The organism is Nocardia farcinica (assembly GCF_001182745.1).
Lineage (GTDB): Bacteria > Actinomycetota > Actinomycetes > Mycobacteriales > Mycobacteriaceae > Nocardia > Nocardia farcinica.
Genome location: NZ_LN868939.1, coordinates 2,302,544 through 2,326,590, shown reverse-complemented (window position 1 = coordinate 2,326,590; position 24,047 = coordinate 2,302,544). Strand labels below are relative to the sequence as shown.

The following is a 24,047-nucleotide window of genomic DNA, read 5'->3' as shown; positions in this document are numbered from 1 at the left end:
CGGCGGGGTAATTCGCCCCCGTACCCGAGGGGGAGACCCGGCACGGGTGCGGACCGCACGGACGACGCGCGGACCGCTCCGCAGCGGGAGGCCGGACGCGGTGTCGCGTTCCTAGCGTCGGGAGCCATGCAGACTTCGAACTCCGCCGCCGACCGGCCGGTGTCGCGACGCCGCGCCACCGCGCTGGCCGCCCTGGCCGCCGCCTCGGCCGTCGTCGTCCTCACCCCCACCGCCGGGGCCGCCGTATCCGCGCCGTCGGCACCCACCGCGGTGTCGAACAACATCGTGGCATCGAGCACCGCGGCATCCGAGGACACCGCGACGGCGACCAGCCCTGGCACGTCGACCAGCTCCGTGACGTCCGACAGCCCGGCGGCATCGGAATTCCTTGCGGCCGAGGCGATCTCGGCGCTGAGCCGTGATGCCGCCGAGACGGTCGCGTTCGTGCCCGCGGACTTCACTGCCACCTTCGGGTACCGGCCCGCGATGCTCGACGGACTGGTGGTCAAACCCTCGGGGGACTGCTCGTCCCCGGTGCCGCTGCCGGTCGAGTTCGACAGTGCCTGCAAGGCCCACGATCTCGGCTACGACCTGCTCCGGTACGCGGACGGCCGGGGTGCGCCGCTCGGCCCCTGGGCCCGCCAGTCCCTCGACGCCGCGCTGGACCGGAACATGCGGGCGGCGTGTGACAGCCGGCCCGGCACCCTGGCCCGTGCCCGCTGCACCGTGATGGCCGACGTGGCGAGTGTCTTCGTCGACCTCAATTCGCGCCGCCAGGACTACGGCGTGCCTGTGGTCGAGCCCGCGCTCGCCCAGCGGTTCGGTGGCGTGGGCGCCCGCGGGGCCGGCCTCGCCGCCGCCCTCGGGCTGGCCCTGGTGCTGGTCCGGCGCACCCGGGTGACCGGGTCGCGGCCGGCGGCCGGTCTCGGGTGGCGCGCCGGCGCGGCCGCGGAGGTGACGGCATGATCGGGCGGCTGCCCCGCGTGGGCACGAGCGTGGGAATCGGTGCGGGCGCGCTCCTCTCGCTGGCGCCCGGCCTGCTGCCGCGCACCGCGGGTGCCCAGGCGATCCTCACCGGTCTGCTGGTCGCCGCCGCGCTGGCGGTCGCCGCCTGCCTCGGATGGGCGCTGCGCAGAGCGGGTTTCGACACCGACCGCGCCTCGGCCCGCGGCCGGGCCCTGGCCGCCGCGGCCGTCGCGGTGGTGGTCGGGCTGGCGGCGTGGCGGGCCGGGCACTGGCAGAACGGGCTGCGCGCGGCCATGGGGACCGCGCCCATCGATCCCGGGTACTGGGTGCGGTGCGGGTTCGGGGCGGTACTGGTCGGCGGCGCGCTGGTGGGTCTCGGGCGCGGACTGCGGTATTCGATCCGGAAGCTCGGGCGGGCACGGGTGCTGGCCGCGGGCCTGGTGACGGGGTTGGCGGGGTGGTTCGTGCTGGTTCCCGGGGTCGCCGACTGGCGGATGCAGACCTACGCGGCGGCCAATGCCGTCCTGGAGCCCGGCGTGGCACCGCCGGTGTCCATTCATTCCGGCAGCGCCGATTCGGCGGTGTCCTGGTCCACCCTGGGGGCGCAGGGCCGCCGGTTCGTCGGCGGTGAGGCCGGCGGGCCGATCCGGATGTATGTCGGCGTCGACTCCGCGCCCGACCTGGATTCCCGGGTGGCGCTGGCGGTCCGGGAACTCGAGCGTTCGGGCGGTTTCACCCGCGGCAATCTCGTCGTGGCGGTGCCCACCGGCTCGGGCTGGATCGATGCCAACGCGATGGACGGCTTCGCCCGCCGCTTCGGCGACGACGTCGCCGTGCTCGGCCTGCAGTACTCCTACACCCCCAGCTGGGTGAGCTTCGTGTTCGGGCGTTCGCAGGCGGTCGATGCCGCCCGCGCGCTGTTCGAGGCGGTCGAGCGCCGGGTGGCCGGCCTGCCGCGGCCGCCGCGGCTGTTCGTCTACGGCCAGAGCCTCGGCGCGGTGGGCGGCAGCGCGATCTTCGCCGACGACGCCGACCAGGATCGGCGCACCTGCGCGGTGCTGTGGGCGGGCCCACCGGCCAACGACGCCCACCGCGGCGGCGCGACGATCCTCGCCAACAGCTCCGACCCGGTGGTGCACTGGTCGCCGGCCCTGCTGTGGCGGGCCCCGGATCTCACCGGCGTGCGCCGGGACGCCCCGGTACCCGGGTGGCTGCCACTGGTCAGCTTCGTCCAGACCACCGCCGACCTGCTCGCCGCCCTGGACGCGCCACCCGGCCACGGCCACCGCTACGGCGCCGACCAGGGCACGGCGCTGGGCGAGTGCGCGACCACCGTTGACGGCCGCTAGAACTTGTTCTAGTTTTCTCGCATGGCCTTCGTCATCGATTCCACCGTCTACATCGACGCCCCCGCCGCGACGGTGTGGGAGGTCCTCACCGACTTCGACAGCTACGGACAGTGGAATCCGTTCGTGCTCGAATGCGCGACCAGCCTGGTACCCGGCGAGCCGATCGACATGGTCGTCGATCTCGGCGGTGCCAAGCCCAAGCGCCAGCGGGAGTACATGCGCTCACACACGCCGGGCCGCGAGTTCAGCTACACCATGAAGCCGATCCCGCTGGGCACCCTGCGCAGCCTGCGCTCGCACACCGTCACCGAGGTCAGCCCGGAGCGCACCCGCTACGAGTCGCACTTCGAACTCGGCGGCTGGCTGCACCCGGTGGTCGCCGCGGCACTGGGCGCCCGGCTGCGGCACGGCTTCGAGGGGATGACCGCCGCCGTCCAGCGGCAGGCCGAAACCCTGCGCGCCCGCTGAGGACCGCGGGCGTCCTCAGCGGCGCTCACACCCTGCTTCAGGCGATCGGACCGCGCGCGGCCTCGTACGCCGCGCCCACCCGGTAGAGCCGGTCGTCGGCCAGCGCGGGCGCCATGATCTGCAGGCCCACCGGCATGCCGTCGTCCTTGCTCAGCCCGGACGGCACCGACATGGCCGGGTGCCCGGCCAGATTGGTGGGCAGCGTGCACAGATCCGACAGGTACATCGCCAGCGGATCGTCGACCTTCTCGCCCAGCTTCCACGGGGTGAACGGACTGGTCGGCGAGACCAGCACGTCGACCTGCTCGTAGGCACGGTCGAAATCGCGGGCGATGAGGGTACGCACCTTGAGCGCCTGGCCGTAGTACTCGTCGTAGTAACCGGCCGACAGGGCGTAGGTGCCGATCATGATGCGGCGCTTGACCTCCGGGCCGAAACCGGCGGCCCTGGTCATCGCCATCACCTGCTCGGCGCTGTGCGTGCCGTCGTCGCCGACGCGCAGGCCGTACCGCATGGCGTCGAAGCGGGCCAGGTTCGACGACACCTCCGACGGCATCACCAGGTAGTAGGACGGCAGGCCGTACTCGAAGTGCGGGCAGGACACCTCGACCACCTCGGCGCCCAGATCCTTCAGCACCGCCACCGCGGCGTCGAAGGAGGCGAGGACGCCCGGCTGGTAGCTGTCGGAGTGCAACTCCTTGACCACGCCGACCTTGACGCCGCGCAGGTCGCCCGCGGCGCCCCGGCGAGCGGCCTCGACCACCGGCGGGACCGGCACGTCCCGGGAGGTGGAATCGCGCGGGTCGTAGCCCGCGATCACCTCGTGCAGCAGCGCGGTGTCGAGCACCGTGCGACCACAGGGCCCGCCCTGGTCGAGCGAGGACGCGCAGGCGACCAGCCCGTAGCGGGAGACGGTGCCGTAGGTCGGCTTGGTGCCGACGGTCGCGGTGACGGCGGCGGGCTGACGGATGGAGCCACCGGTGTCGGTACCGATGGCCAGCGGCGCCTGACGCGAGGCCAGCGCGGCCGCCGAGCCGCCGCCGGAGCCGCCGGGGATGCGGGTGGTGTCCCACGGGTTGCGGGTCGGGCCGTAGGCGGAGTTCTCGGTGGAGGAGCCCATCGCGAACTCGTCCATGTTGGTCTTGCCGAGGATCGGGATGCCCGCCGCGCGCAGCTTGGTGGTCACCGTCGCGTCGTAGGGCGACATCCAGCCCTCGAGGATCTTCGACGCGCAGGTGGTCGGCATGTCGGTGGTGGTGAAAACGTCCTTGAGCGCCAAGGGAACACCGGCCAGCGGGGAGGCGGGCGCCTCGCCCGCGGCCAGGGCGGCGTCGACCGCGGCGGCGGCCTCCAGCGCGCGCTCGCCCGCCACGTGCAGGAAGGCGTTCAGCTCGCCGTCCACCTCGGCGATGCGGTCCAGGTGGGCCTGGGTGACCTCGACGGAGCTGATCTCGCGCGCGTGGATCTGCTGCGCGAGTTCGGCCGCGGTGCGGGTGGTCAGGTCGCTCATTCGCCCTCTCCCAGAATCTGCGGAACCATGAACCGCTGCTCCTCGACCGCCGGCGCGGCGGCGAGCGCCTGGTCCGGCGTCAGGCCGGGCACCACGGTGTCGGGGCGGGTCACGTTGGTCACCGGGTCGGGCGAAGCGGTGGCGGGGACGTCGGCGGCGGCGACCTCGGAGATGGTCCGCACGTGGCTCAGGATCGAATCCAGCTGACCGGCGAACTGGTCCAGTTCGGCATCGGACAGCGCGAGCCGGGACAGCCGGGCGAGGTGTGCGACCTCGTCGCGGGAGATGGCGGGCACCGCGGGACCCCTTTCGGCGTGAAGAGCGTGTGGATCGGCCAGGCAATACCCTACCGACCCCGCCCGGCGCCCCGACATCGCAGCCTCCCGGGCTCGTCGACACCGCCGCCCAGGCCCATCGACACCGACCGCCAGGCCCATCGACACCGCCTCCCAGGCCCGTCAACACAGCCTCCCGTCGGCCGCCACGCCGCGACACGCCAAGGGACACACAGCGACACGCCGTCGGCCACCGAGACCGTGGTGTGGTATACGTCACGGCCCGCGCTTCGACTCGATAACCGGCGCGGACGGGTGTAAGTATTGCCAGACCCGGGTATCCGAGCAGCAGGCTCGGCCGGCCCAGAGGAAAGGAATGCGCGTGTCTTACCTGCTCCGCGTGCAACTTCCGGATCGCCCGGGAAGCCTCGGCGCACTCGCACTCGCACTGGGTTCCGTCGGAGCCGACATCCTGTCGCTGGACGTCGTCGAACGTGGCGCCGGCTTCGCGGTGGACGACCTGGTGGTCGAGGTGCCGCCGAACGCGCTTCCCGACACGCTCATCACCGCCGCCGAATCGATCGGTGACGTGCACGTCGACTCCATCCGTCCGTACTCGGGTGTGCTGGACACCCACCGCGAGCTCGAGCTGATCGACCAGGTCGCCAGCGCCCGGGACGACCGCCTGCAGGTGTTGGTGGACGGCGTGCCGCGGGTGCTGCGCGTCGGCTGGAGCACCGTCCTCGACCACGGTCCGCAGGGCGCCTACCGGGTGGTCGGCAGCCAGAGCGCGCCGCAGACCCAGGCCGCCTCGGCGCCGTGGATGCCGCTGGAGAAGCCCTCGGTGCTCGACCCCGAGGCCGACTGGGTGCCGCAGATCTGGCGCGACATGGACACCAAGCTCGCCGCCGCGCCGCTGGGCAACACCGGCAAGGTGCTCATGCTCGGCAGGCCGGGCGGACCGGACTTCCGCCCCTCCGAGGTCGCGCGCCTGGGCTACCTCGCGGGCATCGTCGCGACCGTCCTCGGCTGAGCGGACGATTCGCTGAGCGGACAAGTCGCTGAGCGGACAAGTCGCTGAGCGGACAAGTCGCTGAGCGGACGATTCGCCGTCAGTCCAGCGGCAGCCGCATCACCGTCAGCGGCAGTCCGGTCTCGGTCGTCCAATCCCGCTGCGGCACATGGGCGAAACCCAGCCGGTCGTAGAGGCGGCGGGCATCGGCCATCGCGGGCATCGTGGTGAGCACCACGGCCTCGAAGGATTCGGCGCGCGCGAGGTCGATCACACTGCGCACCAAGCCCGTTCCCGCGCCGAGACCGCGCGCTCGCGACGACACCGCGAGCATCCGGAACTCCAGCTCTCCCGGCCGGGCGATGTCGGCGTAGGGGGTGCCGGGGCGGGCGACGGTCAGCGAACCGACCAGCTCGCCCGCGTGCTCGGCCACCAGGATCTGCGCGGCGGTGGCGCGGCGGGCGGTGTCGGCGAGTTCGGCGGCGTAGGGGCTGTCGGCCCGCACATACCCCTCCCCCACGTACACGGCGACGGTGAGTTCGCCCACGGCGGCGTGGTCGGCGGTGGTGGCGGTACGGATCGTCACCAGGTCGTTGCCGGTGGTCATCGAGACATGCTCCTCTGGACTCGGTTCAGGCCGGACCGGCGGGACGGACCAGCTGCCAGCGGTCCGGCTTGCCCGCCGGATAGATCACCGGCAGCTCGTCGCCGATCTGCGGCCAGTACGCGCCGTCCCACACGAACCGCCCGTAGACCACGGTGCCCGGCACCGACGGGCCGCTGAGCGTGCCGGTGATCGTCACGAACTGCTCCCCCATCGCCTCCGGGCGCGGGCTGACACCGGTGATGCGCAGCGATCCGTGCTCGGGTTCGGCGGGCGGCACCGCGCCGCCGCGGCCGCGCCGATAGGCGACCAGCAGGGCCACCAGCACGGTGACCATCATCAGCAGCATCGCGAACTCCAGCATGCCGCCCATCGTATGGGCGGCGGCCGGACCCGCTGCTCAGCGCGGGGTCAGCGTGCTCGCGCCGTCCTCGCGCCGGACCTGCCACACCGCCGTGCGGGTGCGCTGCGAGCGGCCGTTGCCGCGATCGATCAGGCCGCGGTCGTCGGTGGTGAAGACCAACTGCGCGCCGCGGGTGTTGGTCTCCGGATTCTGGAACAGCTGGACCAGCCGGTCGGCCTGCTCGATCGGCAGGCCCGCGCCGATGTCGTCGACGACCAGGACCCGGCCCTCGTCGAGCGCGTCGAGCATCGCGGGCAGCAGCCGCAACAGGGCCAGGGTCGCCGAGGACTCGTCGGCGATCTCGAACGGGGTGTCGATGCCCTCGTGCACCAGCTGCAACCCCACGCCGCGGCGGGCGACCATGCGCGCGTAGAGGGCATCGCGGGCCGCGCGCAGGTTGGTCAGCTCGCGCTCGGCCAGCACCGGCGTCAGACCGGTCTGCTCGAACAGCCGCTCGGCGTGCGCGGGCGAGGCCGCGGCGAGATCGGTCTGCTCGACCGCGGCGGCGATCTCGGCGTCGAGCTCGCGCAGGTAGTCGGCGTAGAGCGGATCCGGCTCGGCCACCAGCAGATCGGTGATGCCCAGCTCGGCGGTGCGCAGCAACAGCAACAGCCGGGCGGCATGATCGGGCGAGCGCGAGATGTGCCCGCCGAGCCGATGCGCCACCTCGGCCGGGTCGACCGGCCCCTGCCGCACCTCGAGCATCGAGGAGAACCAGCGGTAGGCGGGCACCAGCGCCTCGGCGTACATCTGCCCGGCCAGGCTCAGCAGCAGCGCGTTCGGCCGCACCAGCGGCGCCAGCGCGACGATGCCGTACCGGGCGGCCTCGAACATCGGCCCGACCTTGACCTCGGTCCCGGTGCGCTCGAACACGATTCGCTTGCGTGAGCGCGGATGGCTGTACAGCCACTCGGCCGTCACGTCGGCGTTGTCGAGGCGGAAGCCGTAGGTGTAGGGGCAGCCCTCGGCGACGAAGGCGACCTCGAACTCCGAGGGCCGGTCCGCCCGCGCCAGGTGCGGCGAACGCACCGGCCCGGCGTACGGGTCCCAGCCGGTCACCGAATGCAGCACCGCGTCGCGCAGCTGTCCGAGCGCGTGGACCAGGCTGGACTTGCCCGCCGCGGCGCCGCCGTGGATCGCGGTCACCGGGACCGCGACCGGCCCGCTCCCCTTGGTCAGTCGCAACTCCTGGCGCTCGGCCAGCGATCGATGGTTGGTCACCTGGAAACTGCGCAGCATGCCGACATACTCCCGTCCACGCCGCGCGGCGTCGACGGCAGCCCCGCGGCCCTCACCCGGACAGCCCGGCCCATCGGCGCTAGCATGCAGAATCGACGTCCAGCGATGAGGTGGTGCAACGATGGCAGTTCGAGTCGGTCGTGTGATGATCCGTGGTCTCGCCGCCGCGGCGCTCGGCAGCGGTGCGGTGCTCGCGATCCCGCAGACCGCCGCCGCCGACGGGCCGTGCCCGGTCGGCACCGCCAGCGTGTTCCTCAACGACGCCACCCACCACTGCCAGGGCGCGGGTACCACCACCTACACCGCGCGGCCCGCCGTCGCCAAGGTGTGCGCGATGAGCGGCACCGCGGTGACCGTCGACTCCGACGGCGCGCGCCGGGTCAACCGGCAGCACATCGAACTCGACCCCGGGCACTGCACCAGGCTCGAGATCGGCGGCCAGTACAGCGCCACCGTCCAGGTGAGCCCCCGCTAGCCCGATTCCGGTTCCTCGGCGGCGACCGCCGCGGGCCCCTCCGCGAGCAACCGCACAAACCCCTCCTCGTCCAGGATCGGCACGCCCAGCTCCTCGGCCTTGGCCGCCTTGGCACCCGGCGCGTCCCCGACCACGACGAACGCCGTCTTCTTCGACACCGAACCGGCCGCCTTACCGCCCCGCGCCAAGATCGCCTCCTTCGCGCCGTCGCGGGAGAACCCCTGCAACGAGCCCGTCACCACGATCGACAGCCCCTCCAGCGTGCGTTCGATCGACTCGTCGCGCTCGTCGACCATCCGCACCCCGGCCGCGCGCCACTTCGCCACGATCGCCCGGTGCCAATCGACGGTGAACCACTCCGCCACCGCCGCCGCGATGGTCGGCCCCACCCCGTCGGTGGCGGCCAGCTCGTCCACGCTCGCCTGCTCGATCCGCTCCATGCTGCCGAACTCCGCGGCCAGCGCCCGCGCCGCGGTCGGGCCGACGTGCCGGATCGACAACCCGACCAGCACCCGCCACAGCGGCCGGTCCTTGGCCGCGTCCAGATTCTCCAGCAGCCGTTTGCCGTTCGCCGACAGACTCCCGTTCTTGTTGGTGAACAGCGAGGTGGTCAACAGGCGGGCCTCGTCCAGATCGAACAGGTCGCCCTCGTCGCCGATCGCACCGGACTGCAACAGGTCGATGGCCGCCTCGTATCCGAGTGCCTCGATGTCGAAAGCGCTGCGGCCGGCCACGTGATACACCCGCTCCCGCAGCTGCGCCGGGCAGGACCGCTGGTTCGGGCAGCGGATGTCGGCGTCACCCTCCTTCTCCGGCGCCAGCTCGGTACCGCACTCCGGGCAGTGCGTGGGCATCACGAACTCGCGTTCGGCGCCGGTCCGCGCGTCCACCACCGGACCGAGCACCTCCGGAATCACGTCACCGGCCTTGCGGATGGTCACCGTGTCGCCGATCAACACGCCCTTGCGCTTGACCTCCGACGCGTTGTGCAGCGTCGCCATCGCCACCGTCGACCCGGCGATCACCACCGGCTCCATCACCGCGAACGGCGTCACCCGGCCGGTGCGGCCGACGTTGACCTCGATGGCGCGCAGCTTGGTCGTCGCCTCCTCCGGCGGATACTTGTAGGCGATCGCCCACCGCGGCGCCCGGGAGGTCGCGCCGAGCCGCCGCTGCAGCGACGTCTCGTCCACCTTGATCACCTGGCCGTCGATCTCGTGCTCGATGTCGTGGCGGTGCTCGCCCCAATAGGCCACCCGCTCGATCACCGCGTCGATGCCCCGCACCCGGCGGGTGTGCTCGGAAACCGGCAGCCCCCACGCCGACAGCGCCCGATACGCCTCGAACTGCGACGCCGGGGTGTAGCCCTCGATCCGGCCCAGCCCGTGACAGATCATCCGCAACCGGCGCCGCGCCGTCACCGCGGGATCCTTCTGCCGCAACGACCCCGCCGCCGTGTTGCGCGGATTGGCGTACGGCGGTTTGCCCTCCGCCACGATCGCGGCGTTCAGCGCCTCGAAATCCGCGAGCCGCAGATACACCTCGCCGCGCACCTCCAGCAGCTCCGGCACCGGGAACTCGCCCCCCGCGGACAACTCGCCGGGCACATCCTCGATCGTGCGGGCGTTCAGCGTGACGTCCTCACCGGTGCGGCCGTCACCGCGGGTCGCCGCGCGCACCAGCTTCCCCCGCTCGTACACGAGGTTCAACGCCACGCCGTCGATCTTCACCTCACACAGGTAGTGCAGATCCGGGCCGGTCTCGGCCTCCACCCGCGCCGCCCAGGCGCGCAACTCGTCGACATCGAACACGTTGTCCAGCGACAGCATCCGCTCGAGATGATCCACCGGGGTGAAATCGGTGGCGAACCCGCCGCCCACCAGCTGCGTCGGCGAATCCGGCGTCCGCAGATCCGGATGCCGGTCCTCCAGCTCCTGCAACTCGCGCAGCAGGGCATCGAACTCGCCGTCGGAGATGATCGGGGCATCACGGACGTAATAGCGGAACTGATGCTCGCGCACCTCCTCGGCGAGCCGCTGCCACCGCACCCGATCCTCGTCGGAAGCGGGATCCTGTGCTGCTGCGGCCGCGGATTCCTCGGCCGCGGAGATAGCCGCGCTGTCGCTCACTGTGTCTATTTTGCCGCTCCTTCGTCGCGGCGGGGTCTCGGCCCGCCGCCGAGGTGGCGGAAGTGGTCGGCTCACCGTCCTCGGCGGGCGTCACAGGTGGAGGGATTCCGGTGACTCGGTGTAGGCGCGGGTGACCTCGGCGGCAAGGGTGAGGGCGCGGCGGGCCCAGGATAGCGGCGCGCCGGCGAGGCCGCAGGCGGGCGCGACCAGGATGTGGGTGGCCAGGAGGGTGCGGGGGAAGCCGAGGCGGTCGATGAGGCGGACGCCGGGTTCGGCGGCCTCGCGCCAGCCGAATTCTCCCGCGGGCTCGGTGGTCGGGACGAGGCCGAGGACGAGGCGGGTGCCGCTGTCGAGCGCTTCACCGAGGTGGTCGAGGTCGGCGGTGCCGAGGGTGGACACGTCGACGGCCAGGGCGGCGGCCGCGGTGCGACGCAGCAGTGCCAGCGGGGGGCGGTCGGCGCAGGAGTGCAGCACGACGGGGGCGGACTGGGCGTCGATCACCCGGTCCAGTACGGCCTGCGCTTCGGGTTCGGGCAGCGCCCGCACGGTGTCCAGGGCACTGACACCGCGCAGCGTGCCCGCGAGGACCGCGCCCAGCGAGGGCTCGTCCAGCTGCAACACCACCTCGGCGCCGAGTCGCGCCCGCACCTCCTCGGCGTGCCCGGCCAGACCCTCGGCCAGCGAATCCGCCAGGTCGCGGACCGCACCGGGATCGGTCAGCGCACGATGGCCGTTGGGCAATTCGACCTGGGCGGCCAGCGTGAGCGGACCGGCCGACTGCAGCTTGAGCACCCGCCCGGTACCCGCCGACCCCGAGGTCTCCCACGCTTCTTCCAGCGCGTCCAGGTCGGCGCGCAGCAGGTCACGGGCGCGCCGGGAGACCGCGCCGGGCCGCGGAGTGAGGCGGTAGCCGCGGGTGCTTGTGTCGAAGCGCAGATCGACCAGCAGGGCCGAGACCCGGCCGATCATGTCCGCGCCGACGCCGCGCTCGGGCAGTTCCACCAGGTGCGCCAGATCGGGCAGTTCGCCGAGCACGGTGGCGGCGGCCTCCCGCGGATCGGTACCCGGCCACGAACCCACCCCGGTCGCGACACCACCGCGCACGAGCTCACCGGAATCCGCTGCCGGCGTTGCTGTTTCCCTCACCTGTGCTACCCCGTCGTCGATGTCGAGTGCCGGGCGCGGCGCGGTGTCATCGCGCGGACGCGCCCGCCGCGCCGTCCAGCGCGTGCGTGCGGGCGGTGCCGCTGATCGTCCCGCTGCCGAGCACCTCGTCGCCCAGCGGGTCGGGACGGTACAGCACCACCGCCTGCCCCTTCGCGACCCCGGTCAACGGCTCGTGCAGGCGCACCACCAGCCCGCCGTCCACCGCCTCGGCGGTCGCGGGCGCGGTGCCGCCGTGCGCGCGCACCTGGGCGACGCAGTCGATCGGCCCCTCCGGGGTGCGCCCGGAGGTCCACACCGCGCGCTCGGCCCGCACCTGCCGCACCTGCAGATCCTCGGCGGAGCCCACCCGCACCGTGCCCGAGGCCGGGTCGATGTCGGTGACGTAGCGCGGCTTGCCGTCCGCCGCGGGACCGGGCAGGCCGAGCCCCTTGCGCTGGCCGATGGTGAAACCGTGCACGCCCTCGTGCTCGGCGAGCACCTGCCCGTCGGCGTCGACCACCGCGCCCGGCCGGATGCCGATCCGGGCGCCGAGGAAGGCGCGGGTGTCGCCGGAGGGAATGAAACAGATGTCGTGACTGTCCGGCTTGTTCGCCACGGCCAGACCACGCTCGGCGGCCTCGGCGCGGATCTGCGGCTTCGGGGTGTCACCGACCGGGAACATCGCGCGCGCCAACTGCTCGGCGGTCAGCACGGCCAGCACGTAGGACTGGTCCTTGTCGGCGTCCACAGCCCGGCGCAGCACACCGTCGGACAGCCGCGCGTAGTGACCGGTGACCACGGCGTCGAAGCCGAGCGCGACGGCGCGGTCGGCCAGCGCGGAGAACTTGATCTTCTCGTTGCAGCGCAGGCACGGGTTGGGGGTCTCGCCCGCGGCGTAGGCAGCCACGAAGTCGTCGATCACGTCTTCCTTGAAGCGGTCGGCGAAATCCCAGACGTAGAAGGGGATGCCGAGCACGTCGGCGGCGCGCCGGGCATCACCGGCGTCCTCCTTGGAGCAGCAGCCGCGCGAACCGGTGCGCAGGGTGCCCGGGGTCGCCGAGAGCGCCAGGTGCACGCCGACCACGTCGTGTCCGGCGTCGACGGCGCGCGCCGCCGCGACGGCCGAGTCGACGCCACCGCTCATCGCCGCGAGAACCCGCATCACACACCACCTTTCGCACCGGCGAGACCAGCCGCCCTGGCCCGCTCCACCACCTGGGGCAACACCTCGAGCAGGGCCCGCACGTCGGCGCGCGTCGAGGTGTGACCGAGCGAGAAACGCAGCGACCCGCGCGCCACCCACGGCTGCACGCCCATCGCGATCAACACGTGGCTGGGTGTGGCCACCCCGGCGGTGCAGGCCGAACCCGTCGAGCATTCGATCCCGGCCGCGTCCAGCAGCATCAGCAGCGAATCACCCTCGCAGCCGGCGAAGGTGAAGTGCGCGTTGCCGGGCAGGCGGCCCTGGCCCGCCGGGCCGTTGAGCACGGCATCGGGTACGGCGGCCAGCACACCGGCGATCAACTCGTCCCGCAACGCGATCAGCTCGGCGGTCTTGGCGGGCAGTTCGGCGACCGTGACGTCCAGGGCCGCGGCCAAGCCCACGGCGGCGGGCGTATCGGAGGTGCCCGAGCGCAGATCGCGCTCGTGGCCGCCGCCGTGCAACAGCGGCACGCAGGGCACCTGCCTGCCCAGCAACAGCACGCCGACGCCGTGCGGGCCGCCGACCTTGTGGCCGGCGAAGCTGGCGGCCGCCAGCCCGCTCGCCCCGAAGTCGATCGGCAGCTGAGCGGCGGCCTGGATGGCGTCACTGTGCATCGGGATGCCGAATTCCTGTGCCACCGCGGCCAGTTCGTGGATCGGCTCGATGGTGCCGACCTCGTTGTTGGCCCACATGATCGAGATCAGCGCGACCTCGTCGGCGTGCTCGTCGAGCGCGGCGCGCAGCGTGCGCGGCGAGACCAGGCCCTGCGCGTCGACCGGCAGCCAGGTCACCCGGGCGCCCTCGTGCTGCTCGAGCCATTCGACCGCGTCGATCACGGCGTGGTGCTCGACGGCGCTGGTCAGGATGCGCACGCGGCGCGGATCGGCGTCACGACGGGCCCAGTAGATGCCCTTGACAGCGAGGTTGTCGCTCTCGGTACCACCGGAGGTGAACACGACCTCCGAGGGCCGGGCGCCCAGATTCGCCGCGATCGACTCGCGCGCCTCCTCCAGCATGCGACGGGCGGCGCGGCCGGAGCCGTGCACCGAGGAGGCGTTGCCGGGCCGGGCCATCGCAGCCGTCATCGCCTCGATGGCGGCGGGCAGCATCGGTGTGGTGGCCGCATGATCGAGGTAGACCGTCTGGGGCGCAGCACCGGTGACCGGACCCGAATAAGCCGACTTCATGACCATCAGAGGATAGCCGCCGCCGCTGCGCGCTTATTCCCGGCCGAGCGGGCGGTGGTCGCGATCCCGGTCACCCGCAGGTGAGGCGGCCCGGACACCGGCGCGACCCGGCCCGGTGCGGTGTCGACCCGGACCGTGTCGAGCCGGACCCCGGCGATTGTCACGAGAAGGCACACACGCACACCGTGACCGGGGCGCGCGACTCAGTGCGGGAGCCGGGTGGGGTCGGATGTGGGGGCCGGGGACGGGTCGGCGACCCTGGTGGTGGTCGCCTCGATCCACTGCGTGGCGTCCAGCCCGTGCCGGGACAGGTCCGCCCCGCGCACCGCGCGCTCGCACCGCCGCGCCAGGTCGCGCCGGTCCAGGCCCGGGTACTCGAGCGGCTCGAGCACGATCTCGGCGGTGGTGCCCGCCGCGCGCAGCACGCGCTTGGCCGAGGCCAGGAAGGAGTCCTCGCCCACGAAGCCCGGCACGGTGCACTGCGCGCCGCGGCGGTCCAGGTAGCGCAGGCGCACCGGCTGCACGAAGGTGCCGGTGTCGATCGCGGCCTGAAAGAAGGCCGGGCGCATGGTGCCGTAGGCGCGGCCGCACCAGGTGGTGCCCTCGGGGAACACGGCTATCCGCTCCCCGGCCGCCAGCCGCTCGGCGACCCGGGCAACGGTGGCCGGCAGCGCGCGGAGTCGTTCCCGCTCGATCGGCACGACGCGCATGAGCCGCGCGAGCCCGCCGAGGACGGGCCAGTCGATCAGGTCGGCGCGCGCGACGAAGCCCAGCGGCTGCACCGCGGCCAGCGCGACCACATCGGTCCACCCGACGTGCCCGGCGACGACGAGCACGCCGGTGCCGGCCGACGCGTAGCGGCCGTCGGGGTGCTCCGGATCGGGCCGGCGGTTGTCGACCACCCGCAGCCGCATCCCCAGACAGCCGAGCAGGGCGCGGGCGTAGCGCCGCTGCACGGCGGCGCGGCGGGCGGGCGGCGTGGCCAGGTGGGCGACCGGGTAGCTCACCAGCAGCCCGGCGATGCCCGCGGTGCGGGCGAGCACGCGGGCCGGGCTCACCTCGTCGGTGCGCTCGATGCAGGCGGGCCCGCACGGGCTCGACGGCATCCAGCTGTGTGCGTCCTTCGCCAACGGCGCGTCGAACACCACGGTCCTCACCGTCCCCCGTCGAAGGCCGTCGCGGCGCCCTGCAAGCGTTCCAGGTAGCGGGTGTTGATGGTGTCCAGCCCGAGCAGGGCGACGAAATCGGCGACCGCGAAATCCGGGTCGTGCGCGGGCTCACCGCATATCTGCGCGCCCAGGCGCAGGTAGCCGCGCAGCAGTGGCGGCAGCGTGGGCCGGGCGGGCGGAGTCAGGTCGTCGAGGCCGCGCCCGTCGACCACCACCGGGTGGTACGGGCGGACGCGGTGCCGCGGCTCGCAGGCGTGCTTGCTCAGCAGCAGGTCCCGCACGCCGCGCACGTTCACACCCGCGGGATCGGTGGGGCTGTTCTGCATGGGCACCGACACGCAGCCCATCACCCAGTCGTAGCCGGTGAGCTGGATGTAGTGCAGGATGCCCGCCCACATGAGGGTGAGCACCGAGCCGTTGCGGTGCTCGGGCACCACGCAGGCGCGGCCCATCTCCACGATCCGGCGCCCGTGCGGGTCGAGCCGGGTCAGGTCGAATTCCGTGGCCGTGTAGTACCCGCCCGCCCCGGCGGCCTTGTCCGGTGGGAGCATCCGGTAGCAGCCGACGAACGCCCCGGTCCGCTCGTCCCGGACGAGCAGGTGATCGCAGTGCTCGTCGAACCGATCGGCGTCGAGCCCGGTGCCGGTGTCGGGGATCCGGAAACCGGGTTCGTCGGCGAACACTCGGTAGCGCAGGCGCTGCGCCGCCTCGCGGTGCTCGGCGTCGGAGGCGACCACCAACGCGTACCGCTGCCCCCCGGATTCCGTCGGTCGAGCCGGGGCCGTCAACACGGACGAAATAGTCATATCCGTGATGAAGCCAGCCCCAGACTGCGCCGGAGCGACCTCGAAGTGTCGGCGGAATGCCGGTTCGGTGAACGAGACGCCGGTCACACCGGGCGTTCACCGGGGCGTCGGAATCAGGCCGCTACGCGTTCCCGTCGGGGTTCCTCGACGGTCCGGTCCACCTCGTCGAATCCCGGCCTGCCGGTGCCGATGAACGCCACCAGCCACGACGCCACCGCGGCGAACCGGTTGCGGAAGCCGACCAGGTAGAACAGGTGCACCGCCAGCCACATGAACCAGGCGATCACCCCGCGGAAGGTGATGTGCTCGTTGAGTTTCGCCACCGCGCTGAACCGGCTGATGACGGCCATGCTGCCCTTGTCCCAGTACACGAACGGGGTGCCGGGCTGCTTCTTGCGCCGGATGATGTCGGCGGCGTGCCTGCCCTCCTGCATCGCCACCGGCGACTGGCCCGGGTAGCCGTTGAGCGAGGTCATGTCGCCGATGGCGTAGATGTCGGCGTAGCCGCCCACGGTCAGGTCGGGATTGATCAACAGCCGCCCGGCGCGGTCGGTTTCGACACCCGTGGCCTCGGCGAGGATCTCGGCGAATCCGCCCGCCTGCACGCCCGCCGACCACACCACGGTCTCCGCGGCGATCTTGCGCTCCACGCCCGCCTTGTCCTTGACGGTCACCTTGCCCGGCTCGATGTCGGTGACGAAGGTGTCCAGCAGCACCTCGACGCCGCCCTTGGCGAGCGACTTCTTCGCGTACTCCGACAGCCCGCCGCCGAACGGCGGCAGCACGGCACCGGCGCCTTCGACCAGGGTGACCGAAACCTCCTGGTGGAAGTGGCGTTTGGCGAGTTCGGTGAGCTGCCCGGCGACCTCGACGCCGGTCGCGCCCGCGCCGACCACCACGAAGCTGAGCAGCCGCTGCCTGGTCGCCTCGTCGGCGGTGGCGGCCTCGGTGAACACGCGCTCGATCTGGGCGCGCAGCAGTTTCGCGTCCTCGATGGTCTTGAGCGAATAGGTCTTCTCGGCGAAGTCGTCGCGGCCGAAGTACGACTGCGAGGCGCCGGTCGCGGCGATCAGCGAGCCGTAGCGGATGCGGCGTAGCTCGCCGCCGGGGGTGCGGTAGGTCAGCACCGCGGTGTCGGGTTCGATGGCGACGACGGTGCCCTGGCGGACGTCGGCGGTGTCGTGGCGGCGCAGGATCTTCGCGATGGGCGGGGCGATCTCCTCGGCGGCCAGCACCCCCGTGGCGACCTGGTACAGCAAGGGCTGGAACAGGTGCTCCGGCGTGCTCGAGATCAGGACGTAATCGACGTTCGACTTGGCCAGCTGCTTGGCAGCGGCCAGTCCGCCGAAGCCCGATCCGACGATGACGACATCCGAGTATTCGATTCCCGTGGCTTCCACCACAGCGACGTTATCCATGACAGCCTCCTTCTGTCATGACAAACCGTTATCGGGAACTCGGATATTTCAGGGGTCAGGGCGCATAATTCAGATGACTATTATCTGGATCGCTCATGAATGGAGATCGTGGTGGAGCTTCGCCAGCTCACGTACTTCGTCGCGGTGTGCGAGGAGCTCAGTTTCAGCAGGGCCGCGGCCCGCTGCTTCATCTCGCAATCGGCGATCAGTCATCAGATCGCCCGGCTCGAACACGACCTCGGGGTACAGCTGTTCGAACGCTCGACCCGCTCGGTGGTCCCGACCGACGCGAGCACAAGATTACTACCCCTGGCAAAGCAGATGCTCAGCCTGGAATCGGCGATCCGGGCGGCGGTGCGCACCACCAGCCCGCGCATCCGGCTCACCGCCAACATGTCCTTCGCGACCCGCTCGCTCTCGGCCATCGCCCGGGCCAGGGCCGCACATCCGGACGCGGAGATCGAGTTCGTCATCAAGCCGTTCCGCCAGCGCATCGCGGCCGTGGCCGACGGCGACTGCGATCTGGCACTGATCCGCGGCAGCGTGCAGCAACAGGGTCTGTCGGTCGAACAGCTCTGGGTCGAGGACCTCATGATCGCCACCGCGCCGGAGCATCCGCTGGCCGGGCGCACCGACGTGACCTTGCGCGAACTCGGCGACTACCCGTTGCTGCTCCCCCCGGAGTCCGAGCAGGTCCTGCTGCACAACGTGGTCCGCGCGGCCTTCGCCGACCTGCCGACCGGCCCCATCTACGGCCCGCCGATCCCGCCCGACCACACCGCCACCATGGAGCTGATCAACCACCCCGACGCCTGGACCATCCTCTACGCGCACAGCCCCACCGAGGGCATCGCCACCGTCGAGCTGGCCGACCGCCCGCTGCGCGTCCCCGTCTCGGCCGTGCTGCGCTCCGATGCCCGCCACTCCCCCATCCTGGACACCCTCCTCTCCGCCCTGCACACGGCCTGAGGAAACGACAATGCCCGGCCGGGGAACCGGCCGGGCATTGCGCACAACGCTGGAGGCTCAGCCCTTGTGGGACTTGATGGCCTCGGTCAGCTGCGGGGCGACGTTGAACAGGTCGCCGACGATGCCGTAGTCCGCGATCTCGAAGATCGGGGCTTCCTCGTCCTTGTTGACCGCGACGATGGTCTTCGAGGTCTGCATGCCCGCGCGGTGCTGGATGGCGCCGGAGATGCCCAGCGCGATGTACAGCTGCGGGGAGACCGTCTTACCGGTCTGGCCGACCTGGAACTGACCCGGGTAGTAGCCGGAGTCGACGGCGGCGCGGGAGGCGCCCACGGCCGCGCCGAGCGAGTCGGCCAGCTCCTCGACCACGGAGAAGTTGTCGGCGGAACCGACGCCGCGGCCACCGGAGACGACGATGTTCGCCTCGGTGAGCTCGGGGCGGTCACCGGCGACGACGGGCTCGCGCGCGGTCACCTTGACCACGCCCTCCTCCTGCGCGGGCACCTCGACGGTGACCTTCTCGCCCGCGCCCTGCTGCGCGACGCCCTCGATGGCGCCGGGGCGCACCGAGATGACCGGCACGTCGCCGTTGGCCTTGGCCTCGACGGTGAAGGCGCCACCGAAGATGGAGTGCACGGCCGAGCCGTCGGCGTTCACGCCGATGACGTCGACGAGCAGGCCGGAGCCGATGCGGGCGGCGAGGCGGCCCGACACCTCCTTGCCCTCGGCGGAGGCGGCCACGATGACGGCGGCCGGGGAGACCGACTCGACGAGGCCGGCGAGCACGTCGACCTTCGGGGTCACCAGGTAGTTCTCCACATCGTCGGACTCGGCGATGTAGATCTTCTCGGCGCCCGCGGCGGTCAGCGCGTCGGCGAGCTTCTCGCCGGTGCCGGGCGCGCCAAGCACGACGGCGGCCGGGCTGCCCAGGGTGCGGGCGGCGGTGAGCAGTTCGGTGCTGACCTTCTTGATCGCACCGTCGGCGTGCTCGACGAGCACGAGTACTTCAGCCATTTGTGTTCTCTCCTAGGAAGTCTCAGTCCGATGTGGCGCGGATCAGATGATCTTCTGGCCGACCAGGTACTGGGCGATCTTGGTGCCGCCGTCGCCTTCGTCGACGACCTTCTCGCCTGCGGTGCGCGGCGGCTTCGGGGTCGAGGAGGTGACGGTGCTGCCCGCGTTGGCCACACCGACGGTGGAGGGATCGACGCCGAGGTCGGCGAGGGTGAAGACCTGCACTTCCTTCTTCTTGGCGGCCATGATGCCCTTGAAGGACGGGAAGCGCGGCTCGTTGATCTTCTCGGTGACCGAGACGATGGCGGGCAGGGTCGCCTCCAGCTTGAAGACGCCCTCGTCGGTCTCGCGCTCGCCGGTGATCTTGTCGCCGTCGACGGTGAGCTTGCGCAGGTGGGTCAGCTGGGGCAGGCCCAGGTACTCGGCGATGATCGCCGGCACGGCACCCGCGCGGCCGTCGGTGGCCTCGTTGCCCGCGATGACCAGCTCCACGCCCTCGACCTGGCCGAGCGCCGAGGCCAGCACCCACGCGGTCTGCACCGCGTCGGAGCCGTGGATGGCCGGGTCGTTGATGTGGATGGCCTTGTCGGCGCCCATGGACAGCGCCTTGCGGATGGCCTCGGTGGCACGGTCGGGACCGGCCGACAGCACGGTCACCTCACCGCCCTGTGCCTCCTTGATCAGCAGCGCTTCCTCGACGGCGCGCTCGTTGATCTCGTCCAGCACCGCGTCGGCGGCCTCGCGGTCCAGGGTGAAGTCCCCGTCGGACAGCTTGCGCTCGGACCACGTGTCGGGAACCTGCTTGATGAGTACGACGATGTTCGGCATCGGTCTTCGTCGACCTCCTGTTCTGGGGGCGGGTATCTGGCGGTCGCACGAGCTGGGCCGTACGTCCATTGAGTAGCTCGGTCGGTGACATTACCTTACGTTAAGTTACTCGTGGGTAACTTAGTCTACGCCGTCTCGCGAAAGCCCCTCCGGGCGACGCCGGGACGCACCCCTACCAGTAACGTCGACGGGATGAGCGAGGCTGTGATCCCTGCCGCAGTGGGCGACGACGAGGTCATGACTGCGGACACCGGCGGCGAGCAGACGCTGCCGCTCACCGGAGAGCGCACCGTGCCCGGCATCGCCGAGGAGAACTACTGGTTCCGCAGGCACGAGGTCGTCTACGCGCGGCTGCTGTCGCGCTGCGCCGGAAAGACCGTGCTGGAGGCCGGTTCCGGCGAGGGCTACGGCGCGGACATGATCGCCGGGGTCGCCGCGGCGGTGGTCGGGCTGGACTACGACGCGAGCGCCGCCGCGCACGTGCGCGGACGCTACCCGCGGGTGCGGATGATCCGGGGCAACCTCGCCGCCCTGCCACTGCCGGACGCCGCGGTCGACGTGGTGGTGAATTTCCAAGTGATCGAACATCTCTGGGACCAGAGCCAGTTCCTGCGCGAGTGCCTGCGGGTGCTGCGTCCCGGCGGTGAGCTGCTGATCAGCACGCCCAACCGAATCACCTTCTCCCCCGGCCGCGACACCCCGCTCAACCCCTTCCACACCCGGGAGCTGAACGCGGCCGAACTGGACGAGCTGCTGGTGGAGGCCGGTTTCCGGGTCGAATCGATGACCGGGGTGCACCACGGCGCGACGCTGCGCGCCCTCGACACCAAGCACGGTGGCTCGTTCATCGACGCGCAGATCCAGCGGGCGCTGGCCGGGCAACCGTGGCCCGCCGAGCTGACCGCCGACGTGGCCGCGGTGACGATCGACGACTTCGATCTGCGCGCCGATGACATCGACGCCAGCCTCGACCTGGTGGCCGTCGCGGTGAAGCCGGGGTCGTGAATTCCGTGTCGTCGCAACAGGTTCCGGGCCAGTTCACGCTGGTCCTGCATTCCCACCTGCCGTGGCTGGCCCACCACGGACGCTGGCCGGTGGGCGAGGAATGGCTCTACCAGTCCTGGGCCGCCTCCTACCTTCCCGTGGTCGAGGTACTGAGAACGCTTGCCGCGGAAGGCCGTTCGCATCTGCTGACGCTCGGGATCACCCCGGTGCTCGCGGCCCAGCTCGACGATCCGCACTGCCTGGCCGGCATGCACCACTGGCTGGGCAACTGGCAGCTGCGCGCCGACGAGGCGTCGGCGGCGGGCAACGTCGCGCTGGGGCGGCACGAGCACCGACTGGCCACCGCGGCGCTGGCCGAATTCGAACAGCACTGGCGCCACGGCGCGGCCCCGGTGTGGCGCAGCCTGGTCGACGCCGAGGTGGTCGAGCTGCTCGGCGGCCCGCTGGCGCACCCGTTCCAGCCGCTGCTGCATCCGCGGCTGCGCGCCTTCCAGCTGAGCGAGGGACTGGCCGACGCCCGGCACCGCTGGGGCACCCGGCCCACCGGCATCTGGGCGCCCGAATGCGGCTACACCCCCGGTATGGAACGCGGCTATGCCGCGGCGGGCGTGACGCATTTCATGGTCGACGGACCCGCGCTGCGGGGCGACAGCAGCCTCGGCAGGCCCGTGCACGACTCGGATGTGGTGGCGTTCGGGCGCGATCTGCACGTCAGCTACCGGGTGTGGTCGCCCAAATCCGGCTATCCCGGCCACGCCGCCTACCGTGATTTTCATCACTACGACCACGCGACGGGTCTCAAGCCGTCCCGGGTCACCGGCAAGACCGTCGCCGGGCCCGACAAGGCCCCCTACGATCCCGAGCTGGCGGCCGCGGCGGTCGTCGGCGACGTCGAGGACTTCGTGCGGACGGTGCGGGCGCGGCTGATCGCGGAGTCCGACCGCATCGGCCGTCCCGCGCTGGTCGTGGCCGCGTTCGACACCGAACTCTTCGGCCACTGGTGGCACGAGGGACCGCAGTGGCTGGCGCAGGTGCTGCGGGCGCTGCCCGAGGCCGGGGTCACCGTCGGCACCCTCGCCGACGCGCGGGCCCGCGGTTTCGTCGGCGAACCGGTGCCGCTGGCCGATTCCTCGTGGGGCTCGGGCAAGGACTGGCGGGTGTGGGCCGGTGATCAGGTGCGCGATCTGGTCGAGCTCAACGACGAGGTCGTCGGGCTGGCCCTGGACACCGTCGACAAGATGCGCGCGGCCGACCCGGGCGCCCCGGCACTGCGCGACCCGGTGGCCGATCAGCTGCTGCGCGAGGCGATCCTGACCGTCTCGAGCGACTGGGCGTTCATGGTCAGCAAGGACTCCGCCGCGGGCTACGCGCGCGACCGGGCCCACCAGCACGCGCATGCCGTCCGCGAGATCGCGGCCGCGGTGGGGGCGGGTCAGGTCGCCAAAGCGCGCCAGTTGGCGGCAAGATGGAGCGCGGCCGACGGATTCTTCCCCGGAGTGGATGCGCGACGGCTGCCCGACGCCGACGCGCCGCCCGTGCCCAGCGCTGACGCGCCCCGCCCACCCGCCGCCGGGACGCCGGGCCCAGCCTCAGAAGGACTTGCATGAAGATCTTGATGGTGTCGTGGGAGTACCCACCGGTGGTGGTCGGCGGGCTCGGCAGACATGTGCACCACCTGGCGGTCGAGCTGGCCGCGGCCGGACACGAGGTGGTCGTGCTCTCGCGCAGACCCACCGGCACCGACCCCACCACCCACCCGACGCACTCGTTCATCGAGGACGGCGTGCTCGTGGTCGCCGTCGCCGAGGACCCGCCGTGCTTCGACTTCGGCGAGGACATGCTGGCCTGGACCCTGGCGATGGGGCACGCCATGGTGCGCGCGGGTGTCGGTCTCGGCAAGCCCGGCATCGGTGAGGGCTGGACGCCCGACGTGGTGCACGCGCACGACTGGCTGGTCGCGCACCCGGCGATCGCGCTGGCCGAGTACTACGACGTGCCATTGGTCTCCACCATCCACGCCACCGAGGCGGGCAGGCACAGCGGCTGGGTGGCCGGCCGGGTCAACAAGCAGGTGCACTCGGTGGAGTGGTGGCTGGCCAACGAATCCGACGCCCTCATCACCTGCTCGTCGTCGATGCAGGACGAGGTGGAACGGCTCTACGGGCCCGAGCGCGTGCCGATCACGGTGATCCGCAACGGCATCGACGTGGGCGCGTGGACCTTCCGGCCGCGCGCGCCGCGTACCGGCCCGCCGCGGCTGCTCTACGTCGGCAGGCTCGAATACGAGAAGGGCGTGCAGGACGCGATCGCCGCGCTGCCGCGCATCCGGCGCGCGCACCCGGGTACCACGCTCACCGTCGCCGGGGTCGGCACCCAGTTCGAATGGCTGCGCGAACGCGCCCGCGTGCACCGGGTGGCACGGGCGGTGACCTTCACCGGGCAGCTCGGCCACGCGGAACTGCTCGGCTGGCTGCACGGCGCGGACGCGATCGTGCTGCCCAGCCGCTACGAGCCGTTCGGCATCGTGGCGCTGGAAGCGGCCGCGGCGGGCACCCCGCTGGTCACCTCGACCGCGGGCGGGCTCGGCGAGGCCGTGATCGACGGTGTCACCGGGGCCTCGTTCGAACCGGCCGATGTGGACGGGCTGGTGGAGGCGGTGCGCGCCACCCTCGACGACCCCGCCGCCGCGCAACAGCGCGCCTACGCCGCCCGCGAACGCCTCACCGCCGACTTCGCCTGGGACGTGGTGGCCGCCGAGACCGCGCAGGTGTACTCCTCGGCCAAGCGGCGAGTGCGCAATCCGCTGGGCCGCCCGGTCATCGTGGAACGGCCGCTGCCGGAACGGGATCCGAACAACCCGGTGTGACCGCC

The 24,047-nt window shown here is 71.9% G+C and carries 23 protein-coding genes; 9 read left to right on the top strand and 14 right to left on the bottom strand.

The annotated features are described in order from the left end of the window. Nucleotides 1–126 precede the first annotated feature (126 nt). Genes AMO33_RS27465 through AMO33_RS27455 form a run of 3 tightly spaced genes read left to right on the top strand, consistent with a single transcriptional unit; the run spans nt 127 to nt 2,783 of the window. Nucleotides 127–966 (top strand): hypothetical protein, encoded by an 840-nt coding sequence (locus tag AMO33_RS27465; RefSeq protein ID WP_060594790.1) that lies wholly within the window; start codon nt 127–129, stop codon nt 964–966. Further along, a complete protein-coding gene (locus tag AMO33_RS27460; RefSeq protein ID WP_060595189.1) occupies nt 963–2,315 on the top strand; it encodes an alpha/beta-hydrolase family protein in 1,353 nt (450 codons plus the stop codon). The genes AMO33_RS27465 and AMO33_RS27460 overlap by 4 nt, the downstream gene beginning before the upstream one ends. A 21-nt stretch (nt 2,316–2,336) precedes the next feature. Next, complete coding sequence (locus AMO33_RS27455; RefSeq protein WP_060594789.1) at nt 2,337–2,783, top strand: SRPBCC domain-containing protein; 447 nt, start codon at nt 2,337–2,339, stop codon at nt 2,781–2,783. A 37-nt stretch (nt 2,784–2,820) separates the two neighbouring features. Here the strand turns inward: AMO33_RS27455 and gatA are convergent, their stop codons facing one another. Both gatA and gatC read right to left on the bottom strand, forming a co-directional pair. Then, nucleotides 2,821–4,293, bottom strand: a complete 1,473-nt coding sequence (gene gatA, locus AMO33_RS27450) for an Asp-tRNA(Asn)/Glu-tRNA(Gln) amidotransferase subunit GatA (protein ID WP_011210792.1) — start codon at nt 4,291–4,293, stop codon at nt 2,821–2,823. Continuing rightward, nucleotides 4,290–4,589, bottom strand: coding sequence for an Asp-tRNA(Asn)/Glu-tRNA(Gln) amidotransferase subunit GatC (gatC, locus tag AMO33_RS27445; RefSeq protein ID WP_011210793.1), 300 nt, complete (start codon nt 4,587–4,589; stop codon nt 4,290–4,292). Before gatC ends, gatA begins: the two co-directional genes overlap by 4 nt. 361 nt (nt 4,590–4,950) lie before the next feature. Between gatC and AMO33_RS27440 the strand changes: the two genes are divergently transcribed. Further along, on the top strand, nt 4,951–5,601 hold the full coding sequence (locus tag AMO33_RS27440) for an ACT domain-containing protein (RefSeq protein ID WP_041561266.1): 651 nt from the start codon (nt 4,951–4,953) through the stop codon (nt 5,599–5,601). Nucleotides 5,602–5,680: 79 nt separating this feature from the next. On the opposite strand, the gene AMO33_RS27435 is transcribed toward AMO33_RS27440, so the two are convergent. The 3 genes from AMO33_RS27435 to AMO33_RS27425 are packed head-to-tail and all read right to left on the bottom strand — an operon-like array spanning nt 5,681 to nt 7,826. Then, the gene (locus AMO33_RS27435) at nt 5,681–6,187 is read right to left on the bottom strand and encodes a GNAT family N-acetyltransferase (protein WP_082668824.1); all 507 of its coding nucleotides are present in this window, start codon (nt 6,185–6,187) and stop codon (nt 5,681–5,683) included. A 25-nt stretch (nt 6,188–6,212) separates the two neighbouring features. Then, on the bottom strand, nt 6,213–6,548 hold the full coding sequence (locus tag AMO33_RS27430) for a hypothetical protein (RefSeq protein ID WP_041560326.1): 336 nt from the start codon (nt 6,546–6,548) through the stop codon (nt 6,213–6,215). A 36-nt stretch (nt 6,549–6,584) separates the two neighbouring features. After that, a complete protein-coding gene (locus AMO33_RS27425; RefSeq protein ID WP_060594788.1) occupies nt 6,585–7,826 on the bottom strand; it encodes an AAA family ATPase in 1,242 nt (413 codons plus the stop codon). Between the two features lie 121 nt (nt 7,827–7,947). On the opposite strand from AMO33_RS27425, the gene AMO33_RS27420 reads away from it, so the two are divergent. After that, entirely contained in the window at nt 7,948–8,301 is a 354-nt protein-coding gene (locus AMO33_RS27420; protein ID WP_127516208.1) for a hypothetical protein, read from the top strand. Here the strand turns inward: AMO33_RS27420 and ligA are convergent. The 7 genes from ligA to AMO33_RS27385 form a co-directional block, all read right to left on the bottom strand. After that, nucleotides 8,298–10,349: an NAD-dependent DNA ligase LigA gene (gene ligA / locus AMO33_RS27415; RefSeq protein WP_050768315.1), complete on the bottom strand. Its 2,052-nt coding sequence runs from the start codon at nt 10,347–10,349 to the stop codon at nt 8,298–8,300. The genes AMO33_RS27420 and ligA overlap by 4 nt on opposite strands. A gap of 171 nt (nt 10,350–10,520) precedes the next feature. After that, on the bottom strand, nt 10,521–11,576 hold the full coding sequence (locus AMO33_RS27410) for a methionine synthase (RefSeq protein WP_060594787.1): 1,056 nt from the start codon (nt 11,574–11,576) through the stop codon (nt 10,521–10,523). A gap of 46 nt (nt 11,577–11,622) precedes the next feature. Beyond that, nucleotides 11,623–12,738, bottom strand: coding sequence for a tRNA 2-thiouridine(34) synthase MnmA (gene mnmA, locus AMO33_RS27405; RefSeq protein ID WP_041560328.1), 1,116 nt, complete (start codon nt 12,736–12,738; stop codon nt 11,623–11,625). Then, the gene (locus tag AMO33_RS27400) at nt 12,738–13,967 is read right to left on the bottom strand and encodes a cysteine desulfurase family protein (protein ID WP_041560329.1); all 1,230 of its coding nucleotides are present in this window, start codon (nt 13,965–13,967) and stop codon (nt 12,738–12,740) included. The genes mnmA and AMO33_RS27400 overlap by 1 nt, the downstream gene beginning before the upstream one ends. 203 nt (nt 13,968–14,170) lie before the next feature. After that, the gene (locus AMO33_RS27395; RefSeq protein ID WP_373862115.1) at nt 14,171–15,124 is read right to left on the bottom strand and encodes a lysophospholipid acyltransferase family protein; all 954 of its coding nucleotides are present in this window, start codon (nt 15,122–15,124) and stop codon (nt 14,171–14,173) included. Beyond that, the gene (locus AMO33_RS27390; protein WP_060595186.1) at nt 15,121–15,942 is read right to left on the bottom strand and encodes a GNAT family N-acetyltransferase; all 822 of its coding nucleotides are present in this window, start codon (nt 15,940–15,942) and stop codon (nt 15,121–15,123) included. The genes AMO33_RS27395 and AMO33_RS27390 overlap by 4 nt, the downstream gene beginning before the upstream one ends. A gap of 113 nt (nt 15,943–16,055) precedes the next feature. Next, entirely contained in the window at nt 16,056–17,360 is a 1,305-nt protein-coding gene (locus tag AMO33_RS27385) for an NAD(P)/FAD-dependent oxidoreductase (RefSeq protein ID WP_060594786.1), read from the bottom strand. Between the two features lie 111 nt (nt 17,361–17,471). On the opposite strand from AMO33_RS27385, the gene AMO33_RS27380 reads away from it, so the two are divergent. Continuing rightward, nucleotides 17,472–18,329 (top strand): LysR family transcriptional regulator, encoded by an 858-nt coding sequence (locus AMO33_RS27380; protein ID WP_041561269.1) that lies wholly within the window; start codon nt 17,472–17,474, stop codon nt 18,327–18,329. A 57-nt stretch (nt 18,330–18,386) separates the two neighbouring features. Here the strand turns inward: AMO33_RS27380 and AMO33_RS27375 are convergent, their stop codons facing one another. Then, the gene (locus AMO33_RS27375) at nt 18,387–19,343 is read right to left on the bottom strand and encodes an electron transfer flavoprotein subunit alpha/FixB family protein (RefSeq protein WP_060594785.1); all 957 of its coding nucleotides are present in this window, start codon (nt 19,341–19,343) and stop codon (nt 18,387–18,389) included. 42 nt (nt 19,344–19,385) lie between these two features. After that, entirely contained in the window at nt 19,386–20,171 is a 786-nt protein-coding gene (locus AMO33_RS27370; RefSeq protein ID WP_011210813.1) for an electron transfer flavoprotein subunit beta/FixA family protein, read from the bottom strand. A gap of 237 nt (nt 20,172–20,408) precedes the next feature. Between AMO33_RS27370 and AMO33_RS27365 the strand changes: the two genes are divergently transcribed. Genes AMO33_RS27365 through AMO33_RS27355 form a run of 3 tightly spaced genes read left to right on the top strand, consistent with a single transcriptional unit; the run spans nt 20,409 to nt 24,042 of the window. After that, complete coding sequence (locus tag AMO33_RS27365; protein ID WP_060595185.1) at nt 20,409–21,176, top strand: class I SAM-dependent methyltransferase; 768 nt, start codon at nt 20,409–20,411, stop codon at nt 21,174–21,176. Further along, nucleotides 21,173–22,783: a 1,4-alpha-glucan branching protein domain-containing protein gene (locus AMO33_RS27360; protein ID WP_060594784.1), complete on the top strand. Its 1,611-nt coding sequence runs from the start codon at nt 21,173–21,175 to the stop codon at nt 22,781–22,783. Before AMO33_RS27365 ends, AMO33_RS27360 begins: the two co-directional genes overlap by 4 nt. Further along, nucleotides 22,780–24,042: a glycosyltransferase family 4 protein gene (locus tag AMO33_RS27355; protein WP_011210816.1), complete on the top strand. Its 1,263-nt coding sequence runs from the start codon at nt 22,780–22,782 to the stop codon at nt 24,040–24,042. Before AMO33_RS27360 ends, AMO33_RS27355 begins: the two co-directional genes overlap by 4 nt. Nucleotides 24,043–24,047 lie beyond the last annotated feature (5 nt).